This is a genomic window from Streptomyces sp. NPDC127119, assembly GCF_042677425.1.
Classification (GTDB): Bacteria; Actinomycetota; Actinomycetes; order Streptomycetales; family Streptomycetaceae; genus Streptomyces.
In genome coordinates this window covers 1-10,587 of record NZ_JBHXTO010000212.1, presented here as the reverse complement: position 1 = coordinate 10,587, position 10,587 = coordinate 1, and the positions used below count along the sequence as shown (strand labels likewise).

7 protein-coding genes are annotated in these 10,587 nt (G+C 71.1%); 1 reads left to right on the top strand and 6 read right to left on the bottom strand.

Translation table 11 applies throughout. The annotated features are described in order from the left end of the window. Positions 1-112: 112 nt before the first annotated feature. The 5 genes from ffh to ACFVH5_RS41735 form a co-directional block, all read right to left on the bottom strand. The gene (ffh, locus tag ACFVH5_RS41755; RefSeq protein WP_385838906.1) at positions 113-1,666 is read right to left on the bottom strand and encodes a signal recognition particle protein; all 1,554 of its coding nucleotides are present in this window, start codon (positions 1,664-1,666) and stop codon (positions 113-115) included. A 221-nt stretch (positions 1,667-1,887) separates the two neighbouring features. Continuing rightward, a complete protein-coding gene (locus ACFVH5_RS41750; RefSeq protein ID WP_385838905.1) occupies positions 1,888-4,341 on the bottom strand; it encodes a [protein-PII] uridylyltransferase in 2,454 nt (817 codons plus the stop codon). 25 nt (positions 4,342-4,366) lie between these two features. Continuing rightward, a complete protein-coding gene (locus ACFVH5_RS41745; protein ID WP_055510557.1) occupies positions 4,367-4,705 on the bottom strand; it encodes a P-II family nitrogen regulator in 339 nt (112 codons plus the stop codon). After that, positions 4,702-6,042: an ammonium transporter gene (locus ACFVH5_RS41740; protein WP_385838902.1), complete on the bottom strand. Its 1,341-nt coding sequence runs from the start codon at positions 6,040-6,042 to the stop codon at positions 4,702-4,704. The genes ACFVH5_RS41745 and ACFVH5_RS41740 overlap by 4 nt, the downstream gene beginning before the upstream one ends. A gap of 411 nt (positions 6,043-6,453) precedes the next feature. Further along, complete coding sequence (locus ACFVH5_RS41735; RefSeq protein WP_385838901.1) at positions 6,454-7,941, bottom strand: hypothetical protein; 1,488 nt, start codon at positions 7,939-7,941, stop codon at positions 6,454-6,456. Positions 7,942-8,400: 459 nt separating this feature from the next. Between ACFVH5_RS41735 and ACFVH5_RS41730 the strand changes: the two genes are divergently transcribed. Beyond that, positions 8,401-9,054: a bifunctional DNA primase/polymerase gene (locus tag ACFVH5_RS41730; protein WP_384816360.1), complete on the top strand. Its 654-nt coding sequence runs from the start codon at positions 8,401-8,403 to the stop codon at positions 9,052-9,054. 153 nt (positions 9,055-9,207) lie between these two features. Here the strand turns inward: ACFVH5_RS41730 and ftsY are convergent, their stop codons facing one another. Further along, positions 9,208-10,401, bottom strand: a complete 1,194-nt coding sequence (ftsY, locus tag ACFVH5_RS41725; protein ID WP_385838900.1) for a signal recognition particle-docking protein FtsY — start codon at positions 10,399-10,401, stop codon at positions 9,208-9,210. Positions 10,402-10,587 lie beyond the last annotated feature (186 nt).

Here is a 10,587-nt window from a genome sequence, read left to right as displayed (position 1 = left end):
GTTCCCCGCGCCCCCAGGTACCTGGGGGCGCGGGGAACTGCGCAATCCTTTGGGCCCGCCCCCACCGGGGCAGCGGACAAACGGGGCCCGGGGGCAGTGCCCCCGAGGTCGTTCAGCCCATGAACTTCTTGAACTCGTCGGGGAGTTCGAAATTCTGGGGCTGCTGGCCGCCCGGCAGGCCGAGCGCGCCGCCCGCCTGCTGCCCGGCCTCACGCCGAGCCGCAGCCTCTTCCTCCTGCTGCTTGCGCTTCATCGGGTTGCCGGACCGCTGCTTGCCCTTGCTCTTCTTGGGCTGCTTCTTCGTCCGGCCGGCCCCGCCGCCCATGCCCGGCATCCCGGGCATCCCCGGCATGCCGCCGCCCTGGGCCATGCGGGACATCATCTTGCGGGCCTCGAAGAACCGCTCGACCAGGCCCTTGACCGCGCTGACCTCGACTCCGGAACCCTTGGCGATACGGGCGCGCCGCGAGCCGTTGATGATCGTCGCGTCCTGGCGCTCGGCCGGGGTCATCGACTTGATGATCGCGGCCGTACGGTCGACGTCACGCTCGTCGAGGTTGCTGATCTGGTCCTTGATCTGCCCCATGCCGGGCAGCATGCCGAGCAGCTTGGAGATGGAGCCCATCTTCCTGACCTGCTCCATCTGGGCCAGGAAGTCGTCGAGCGTGAAGTCCTCGCCCTTCTTGGAGGCGAGCTTCGAGGCCATGGCCTCGGCCTCCTGCTGCGAGAAGGTCTGCTCGGCCTTCTCGATCAGCGTGAGCATGTCGCCCATGCCGAGGATGCGGGACGCCATGCGGTCCGGGTGGAACGCGTCGAACTCGTCCAGCTTCTCGCCGTTGGAGGCGAACATGATCTGGCGGCCGGTGACATGCGCGATGGAGAGCGCCGCACCACCTCGGGCGTCGCCGTCGAGCTTGGAGAGGACCACGCCGTCGAAGCCGACGCCGTCGCGGAAGGCCTCCGCGGTGTTGACCGCGTCCTGGCCGACCATCGCGTCGACGACGAAGAGGATCTCGTCCGGCGAGACCGCGTCGCGGATGTCGGAGGCCTGCTGCATCAGTTCGGCGTCGATACCGAGGCGGCCCGCGGTGTCGACGATGACGACGTCGTGCTGCTTCTGCTTCGCGTACTCGATGGAGTCCTTGGCGACCTGGACCGGGTCACCGACGCCGTTGCCCGGCTGGGGCGCGTAGACGCCGACGCCCGCGCGCTCGCCGACGACGCTCAGCTGGTTCACGGCGTTCGGGCGCTGGAGGTCGCAGGCGACCAGCAGCGGAGTGTGTCCCTGGCCCTGCAGCCACTTGCCGAGCTTTCCGGCGAGCGTGGTCTTACCGGCACCCTGCAGGCCCGCGAGCATGATCACGGTCGGCGGCTGCTTCGCGAAGCGCAGCCGGCGGGTCTCGCCGCCGAGGATGCCGACGAGCTCCTCGTTGACGATCTTGATGACCTGCTGGGCGGGGTTGAGGGCCTGCGAGACCTCGGCCCCGACGGCCCTCTCCTTGACCTGCTTGATGAAGGCCCGGACGACCGGCAGCGCGACGTCCGCTTCCAGCAGGGCGATACGGATCTCGCGCGCGGTGGCGTCGATGTCCGCCTCGGACAGGCGCCCCTTGCCGCGAAGGTTCTTGAATGTCGCTGCGAGGCGATCGGAGAGAGTGTCGAACACGGCGGTCGCGAATCCTCAAGTAGGGGGCAGGGGGGCAGGTCCGCCCTCCAGAGTATCTGCCCGCGCCAGAAAGGGTCTCCACCCCGTCGTCACGGGCTTCGGCCGCGCACCGGGACACCCCGTAAGGGGCGCGGGGCTGGGCCGTCGTGCGGCTCCGCCGCGGGGCGCGCCCGGCCACAGCGGACCCGCGGACAGAGAACGGCCTGATCCCCGTGGGACATCTACTCCCGCAACGTGTCCTCCAGCGCCCGCGCCAGCGACGCCGCCTGCTCCCCCGGCAACGGCACCCCCTCGGGCCCGGTCACATAGAACGCGTCCACCGCGTTCGCGCCCAGTGTGGACACATGCGCACTGCGCACCCGTACCTGCGCACTCTCCAGCGCACGCCCGATCCGGTGCAGCAGCCCCGGTGCGTCATGGGCGCGCACCTCGATGACCGTGGCGTGCCGGGACGCTGCGGAGGCCACGCTCACCCGGGCCGCCGGCGCCACGATGCCCCGCCGGCGCGGATAGGCGGCGTCCCGCTCGGCCAGCCGCCCGGCGATGTCGAGGGACCCGTCGAGAGCGCGTACGAGATCGGCGCGCAGCCGGGCCGCCTGCGGCAGGGAGCCGTACTCGGCGGCGACCCGCCAGTCGAGCAGCAGGACGGAGCCCGAGACGCCGTCGGGCAGTTCCAGGGCCCGTAGTTCGGCCGTCCGCACGGTGAGCCGGTGCATGGCGAGGACGCCCGCCACGGCGGGCAGGACGCCCTTCTGGTCCGGTACCGCGATGACCAGTTCCACACCGAGGGGCTCGGGGTCCCGGTCCTCGGCGGGTTCCTCGGCGGGCGGTTCGGTCTGGGCGCGCAGCGCGAGCACGGGGCCGCCGGTGCGGAACGCCTCGATGGCGAGCCGTTCCTGTTCGGCGGTGGGCGCCGCGGCCTCGGGCTCCTCGGGCTCGTCCCCGGCGAGCGCGGCGGAGACCCGCTTCACCAGGTCCGTGACGAGGGAGGCGCGCCAGGAGGACCAGGCGGCGGGCCCGGTGGCCAGCGCGTCCGCCTCGGTGAGCGCGTGCAGGAGTTCCAGCGTGCCCTGCGAGCCGACCGCCTCGGCGACGGAGCTCACGGTCGCCGGGTCCTCCAGGTCGCGTCTGGTTGCCGTTTCGACGAGGAGCAGGTGGTGGCGTACGAGCGTGGCGAGGGTGGCCACGTCCGTGCGGTCGAAGCCGATGCGGGCCGCCACGTCGCGGGCGATGATCTCGCCGGCCACGGAGTGGTCGCCGGGCCAGCCCTTGCCGATGTCGTGCAGCAGGGCGGCGACCAGGAGGAGGTCGGGGCGGTGGACGCGCCGGGTGAACTCGGCGGCGCGTACCGCCGTCTCGATCAGATGCCGGTCGACGGTCCAGATGTGGACGGCGTTGCGCTGCGGCCGGCAGCGGACGCGCTCCCAGTCGGGCAGCAGGCGGCTGATCAGCCCCTCCGCCTCCAGGGCCTCCCAGACCTCGATGGTCGAGGGCCCGGAGCCGAGCAGGGTGATGAGCTGCTGGCGGGCCTCGGCGGGCCACGGTGTGGGCAGCGGACGGGCCGCGGCGGCCATCCGGCGGACCGCGTGCAGCGAGAGCGGCAGGCCGGCCTGGGCGGCAGCGGCGGCGGCGCGCAGCGGCAGTACGGGGTCGCGGTCGGGGCGGGCGGCACGCGCGAGGACGACCTCGCCGTCCTGCTCGACGACGCCCTCGGCCAGCGGGGAGCGTTCGGGAGCGGGTTTGCCGCCGCCCAGCATGGCGCGCAGCCGCGGCCGCACGGCGCGCGACCGCAGTACGCGCCCCACCTCGCGCCAGGTGACATCACTGGCGTAGGAGACGATGCGGGCGGCCTCGTACACCTGGCGGAGCAGGGTGTCGGCGTCCAGCAGGCCGAGTTCCGCGGCGACCTGGTCCTGTTCCTGGAGGGCGAGGCGGTCGGTGGCGCGGCCGGTGGCGAGGTGCAGGGCGTCACGGACGTCGAGGAGGCTCTTGCGGGCGTCGGCGAGGCCTTCGCGCGGGGCGTCGGCGAGCCAGGAGGCGGCGACGGCGCGCAGTGCGGTGGCGTCGCGCAGGCCGCCGCGGGCCTCCTTGAGGTCGGGTTCGAGGAGGTACTGCAGTTCGCCCTGGCGCTCGGCGCGCTCGGCGCACAGTTCCTGGAGTTCGGGGAGGCGTTTGGGCGCCTGGTTGCGCCAGTCGGCGAGGACGGCCGTACGCAGTCCGGCGGTGAGGCCGAGGTCGCCGGCGATGTGGCGGGCGTCGAGCAGCCCGAGCTGCACCTTGAGATCCTCGCCCGCCGTCCTCCGCGCTTCGGCGGGGGTGCGCACGGAGTGGTCGAGGTCGAGGCCGAGGTCCCAGACCGGGTACCAGATGCGGTCGGCGAGGGAGGCGATCGCGCCCGAGTCCGCGCCGCCGTCGTGCAGGAGCAGCAGGTCGAGGTCGCTGCGCGGGGAGAGTTCGCCGCGGCCGTAGCCACCGACGGCGACGAGGGAGACGCCGCGCAGTTTCTCGGCGCCGGCGTCGAAGAGACCGGTGAGCCAGTCGTCGGTCAGTTCGGCGAGGGCCGAACGGCGCGGCGGCCCGGACCGCGCCCCCTCCTGGAGGAGGCGCAGCCGGGCCGCCGCGTAGCCGCTGGGTCCCGAGTCCTCTGCTTCTGTACGCATGTCCGTACTCGTCACCCAGTGGCTCCTGTTCGTCTGCTGACTACAGCGCGTCGGGTCCGCGCTCGCCGGTCCGGACCCGGACCGCCGTCTCGACCGGGACGGACCAGACCTTGCCGTCCCCGATCTTGCCGGTACGGGCCGCCTTCACGATGACGTCGAGCAGCTGCTCGGCGTCGTCGTCCTCGACCAGCACCTCGATACGGATCTTGGGAACGAGGTCGACGGTGTACTCGGCACCGCGGTAGACCTCGGTGTGGCCCCGCTGACGACCGTAACCGCTCGCCTCGGTGACCGTGAGGCCGTGGACGCCGAAGGCCTGGAGGGCCTCCTTGATCTCGTCGAGCCGGTGGGGCTTGACGACGGCGGTGATGAGCTTCATGCGTCCACCTTCTTGCTCGCGGTCTCGACGGCCGGGCCCGTGGCCGAGCTGCGTGCGGAGCCGCCGCCGGCGCCGCTGAAGTCGTATGCGGTCTCGGCGTGCTCGGCCTGGTCGATGCCCGCGATCTCGTCGTCCTCGGGGACACGCATCCCGATCGTCTTGTCGATCAGGAAGGCGAGTACCGCGGAGGCCACGAGGGAGTAGGCGAGGACACCGAAGACACCGGCGCACTGCTTCCAGAACTGGTCGAGGCCGCCGCCGTAGAAGAGGCCCGCGACGTCGGACTGGCCGCCGCCGGTGGCGAAGAAGCCGATCAGCAGGGAGCCGACGACACCGCCGACGAGGTGGACGCCGACCACGTCGAGCGAGTCGTCGTAGCCGAACTTGTACTTGAGGCCGACGGCCATGGCGCACAGCACACCGGCGATGGCACCCACCGCGATCGCGCCGAGCGGGGAGATCGCACCGCCGGACGGGGTGATCGCGACCAGACCGGCGACCGCGCCGGAGGCGGCACCGAGGGTGGTGAACGCGCCGTGGCGGATCTTCTCGTAGGCGAGCCAGGCGAGCATGGCGGCGGCGGTGGCGACCTGCGTGTTGACGAACATCAGCGCGCCGACGCCGTCGTCGTTGCCGAGCCAGGAGCCGGCGTTGAAGCCGAACCAGCCGAACCACAGCAGACCGGCGCCGAGCATCACCAGCGGGAGGCTGTGCGGGCGCATCGGGTCCTTCTTGAACCCGACGCGCTTGCCGATCACGAGGATCACACCGAGCGCCGCGGCACCCGCGTTGATGTGGACCGCCGTACCACCGGCGAAGTCGATGACGCCGAGCTCGAAGGCCCAGCCGCCGGTGCCCCAGACCCAGTGGGCGACCGGGAAGTACACGACCGTGGCCCACAGGGCGATGAACAGGGACCAGGCGGTGAACTTCACTCGGTCAGCGAGGGCGCCGCTTATCAGTGCGGGCGTGATGATCGCGAACATCAGCTGGAAGACGGCGAAGACGTAGATCGGGATGGTGTAGCCGTCCCAGAGCTCCATCTTGCCGATGCCGCTGAGGCCGACGAAGTCGGAGGACCAGCCGATGACGCTGCCCGAGTCGGTACCGAAGGCGAGCGAGAAGCCGTAGAGGACCCACAGGATCGTGATGATCCCCATGCTGATGAAGCTCATCATCAACATGTTCAAGGTGCTCTTGACCCTGACCATGCCTCCGTAGAAGAAGGCGAGTCCGGGAGTCATGATCAGCACCAGGGCGGAACAGATGAGCATGAACCCGGTGTTGGCGGCAGACAGCGTGGGAGCGTCTGCGGCAAGCGTGATGGCTGGTGCCATCGGCGTCTCCTCGTCGTTGGTACGGCCCCGTGCGGGCGAAGCCATGAGCGGTTGTGAGGGGTGGGCCGGTTATGTGCCAGAGATTGGCGCAGCGCCGTTTCGACCGGAGCCCCTGCATGTTTCGCCCGGGTGACGAAGAGAACGTGCGTGTTACGCGTCGATGAACCGCCGGATTGTGGCGGTCCCGATCGTTATCGTGGCGCAACCTTCGGCGGACGTGATCTCAGCCGTCACCGGTCGCGGCCTCAGCCATCAATCAAGCACCCCTCGCGGCCCCCTGCCACTCGGGCGGGAGCGGGCGTCCTGGGCGGCGCGTGAAGCCGGACCGGCCGCGGCCTCCGTCCGATGACCTGGCATGGGGGAGCCGAGTCGGGCAGTTATGGACGGTGGCCGCGGCCGGCGTACTGGGGGTCAGACCGCCTCTGCGGTCTCGGGCAGGTCGATGGCCAGCTGATCCGTCAGCTCGATGACGGCGGCGAGGTCACCGAAGTCGCGTACGGCCGTGTCGACTGTTTTTCGGATACGAGTGTTGACCCGCTCCGAGCGCACTTTCTTGGCGATCGTGAGGGCTTTGCGGACCAGGACCGTGCTCTGCTCGGGTTCCCGCCGCAGGAGGTGCACCGTGCCCATTCCGACGAGGTTGAGGGCGTATGAACGCTGGTGTTCGGCGTCCTTCTCGAAGAGGTCGACGGCCTTCTGCATGACGGGCTCGGCCAGCGACGCGTACGCGGGACTGCGGCCGGCGACATAGGCGAGGTCGCGGAAGGAGTGGCTGTTCTCGCCGTGCAGCTCGGCCTCGGAGAAGAAGCGGATCCAGTCGGCCTCGGGCTCGTCGAACTCCTCCGCGTCCTCGAAGGTGTCCTCCGCCATCCGGACGGCCCGCTTGCACTTCCCGGGCTGCCCCATGTTGGCGTAGGCGCGGGCCTCCATCGCATACAGCATGGACTGCGTACGAGGGCTCGCGCAGTCCCGGCTGCCGTACTGGGCGAGGTGGATCAGCTCCAGCGCGTCGTCGGGCCGTCCCAGGTGGATCATCTGGCGGCTCATGCTGGAGAGGATGTACGAGCCCAACGGCCGGTCGGCGGCCTCCTTCGCGGCGTGCAGGGCCAGGACGAAGTACTTCTGGGCGGTGGGCTGGAGTCCCACGTCGTAGCTCATCCAGCCGGCCAGCTCGGCCAGCTCTGCGGCGACCTTGAACAGCCGCCTGGTGGTGGCCTCGGACTGGGGTTCCTGAAGCAGGTCGGTCACCTCGTGCAGCTGGCCGACGACCGCCTTGCGGCGCAGACCGCCGCCGCACTGGGCGTCCCACTGGCGGAACATGACGGTGGTGGACTCCAGGAGGTCCAGCTCGGGCTGGGAGAGCCGGCCGGGGCGGCGCGAGGCGGCGGCGGAGAGGGCGGGCTCCGCGCGCGGGGTGGTGGGGCTGGGCACCAGCCAGCGCTGCATGGGCTCGATGAGCGTGGGTCCGGCGGACAGGGCGAGGGACGTGCCGAGGAAGCCGCGGCGGGCCAGCATCAGGTCGCTGCGGGAGAACTCGCTGATCAGGGCGACCGTCTGCGGGCCGGTCCAGGGCAGATCGACGCCCGACACGGACGGTGACCGGTGGGCGGCGCGCAGGCCCAGGTCCTCGACGGCGACGACACAGCCGAAGCGCTCGGAGAACAGCTCGGAGAGGATGCGCGGGATCGGCTCACGCGGATTCTCCCCGTCGAGCCAGCGGCGGACGCGCGAGGTGTCCGTCGAGATGTGGTTGGCGCCCAACTGGCGTGCTCTGCGGTTGACCTGGCGCGCCAGCTCGCCCTTGGACCAGCCGCTGCGCACGAACCACGAGCCCAACAACTCATTGGGGCGTTTGTCCGTGCCAGTCGCGGTCGTGCCGCTTCCGCCGTTGCCGCCCACTGGAACGCCCCCATCCCTGAACCCACTTGCGCGCTGTATGCGCCAAGCCCTACCAGAATGCCGGTAAACAGGGCCGCCCGTCCGGCTGTTCTCACCCATCGAACGGGAAGCCGGGTTGCCTCCGGCATACCCACGAGTGCATGCGTCCCCAGGACCTGTGCACTCACAGTAATCCTACGATCACCGCTCCAGCCATGGCGATCCCGGAAACGCCACCATTCGCCACCCCTTCGAATGAACTCGCGGTGGCCGACGCGCGATTCACTTGACACATGACGGCCGGAAGTGGGCGCAGCGATGCACATCGGGGCGCGCGAAGCCGGGCGCACCACCCGCGATACAACCGGGCGCCGCATTCGGACCGCGCGCGGAGGGGAACTCAGAGTACGGATGGCAACTGAGAGTCACTACCTGATTTCGTGACGTAACCACGGACACGCTGGACCCGTTGGAGGGGGCATGGGTTTCACGATCGGCGGCATCCGCGAAATTCGGTCCGGCTCGCGTCGCCGCGGCCGCTCCTCGGAGTGCACGGCCGTGGCCGAGTTCACCGGGCTGTGGGGCTGGGACGTGGTGCCCGGCGCGCGGGCGGCCGCGGGTGCCTGCTCGTGCGGCCGGGCGGACTGCTCCCGGCACGGCGCGCATCCCCTGGACTTCGCGCCCGTCGTCCCGGCGCGGGCCACACTGGACGAGGTGACGGAGGCCTGGGGCGAGTTCCCCGGCGCCGCGGTGATGCTCCCCGTGGGCCGCGCCTTCGACATCATCGAGGTCGCCGAGTCCGCGGGCCGCCGCGCCCTGGTCCGGCTCGAACGCATGGGTCTTCCGCTGGGCCCCGTGACCGTCACCCCCGAGGGCCGCGCCCACTTCTTCGTCGCACCCGGCGCGGCGGCCGAACTGCCCCAGCTGCTCTACCGCATGGGCTGGGACGACGCCACGCTCGACCTGCACGGCCTGGGGTCCGGTACGTACATCACGGCGCCGCCCTCCGACCGCGGCGGTCTCGGCCCGGTCCGCTGGCTCCGCTCCCCCGCGCTCGACTCGGCGACGAAGCCACCGGCCGCACGCCTGCTGCTCGGAACGCTGGCGTACGTGGCCCACCGCTCCCGCGCCTAGACCGGACGGCACGGACCGAGCCGCACGGCCTCGGCCGTACAGAGCTGTCGGCACAGGCTTCCTCGACAGAGGCCTGCCGATACGGAAGGGCCCCACTCCATCTGCACCATGGAGCGGGGCCCTTCATCACGTGCGTACGGGTCGTACGCGTTCTCACTCTCCGATAAGAGCATCCACGAACGCTTCCGGCTCGAACGGCGCCAGGTCGTCCGCGCCCTCGCCCAGACCGATGAGCTTGACGGGGACACCCAGCTCGCGCTGGACGGCGATGACGATGCCGCCCTTGGCCGTGCCGTCGAGCTTGGTCAGGACGATGCCGGTGATGTTGACGACCTCGGCGAAGACGCGGGCCTGCACCAGACCGTTCTGACCGGTGGTGGCGTCCAGGACGAGCAGCACCTCGTCGAGCGGGGCATGCTTCTCGACGACGCGCTTGACCTTGCCGAGCTCGTCCATGAGGCCGGTCTTGGTGTGCAGCCGGCCGGCCGTGTCGATGAGCACGACGTCGGCACCCTCCTGGATGCCCTCCTTGACCGCGTCGAAGGCGATCGAGGCGGGGTCGCCGCCCTCGGGACCGCGTACGGTACGGGCGCCGACGCGCTCGCCCCAGGTCTGCAGCTGGTCGGCGGCGGCGGCCCGGAAGGTGTCGGCCGCGCCGAGCAGCACGTGCTTGCCGTCGGCGACCAGCACACGGGCGAGCTTGCCGGTGGTGGTGGTCTTGCCGGTGCCGTTGACCCCGACGACCATCACGATGCCGGGCGTGTCCAGCGGCGACTCGGTGTGCACCGTGCGGTCGAAGTCGGGTACCAGGAGCGTGAGCAGTTCCTCGCGCAGCAGGCCGCGCAGCTCCTCGGGCGTGCGGGTGCCGAGCACCTTCACGCGCTCGCGCAGCCGCTCGACCAGCTCCTGGGTGGGCTGCACGCCGACGTCGGCGGTGAGCAGCGTGTCCTCGATCTCCTCCCAGGTGTCGTCGTCGAGGTGCTCGCGCGCGAGGAGCGTGAGGAGCCCCTTGCCGAGCGCGTTCTGCGAGCGGGAGAGCCGGGCGCGCAGCCGCACCAGGCGACCCGCGGTCGGCTCCGGGACCTCGATCTCGACCGGGGGTGCTTCGACGACCGGGGCGGTCGCCGAGGCGTCCGGAAGATCCACCTCCTCTATCGTGCGGCGCGGTTCGTCGCGCGGCGTCTCGGCCTCGTCGCCGACGTGCGGCTCGGCCGGCGGAGCGGTGATGTCGGGGGCGGCGGGGGGCGGCGGAGGCAGCTGCCTGCGCCGGCGGCTGCCGACGACCAGGCCGCCGAGCGCGCCGATCACGACCACGGCGATGACTACAGCAAGGATGACGATTTCCATAACGGCACCAGTATGCGCGACCACCCCTGCGGCCCGCCCGCACCGTGTTTCGCGCCCCCGCCGCCCCTACCCGTTCCCGTCGCGCTCTCGGGGGCGCTGCCCCCGAACCACCGGTCCTCAAACGCCGGACGGGCTGAAAGCATTTCAGCCCGTCCGGGGTTTGTGGACGAGCGGACAGCGCGATCC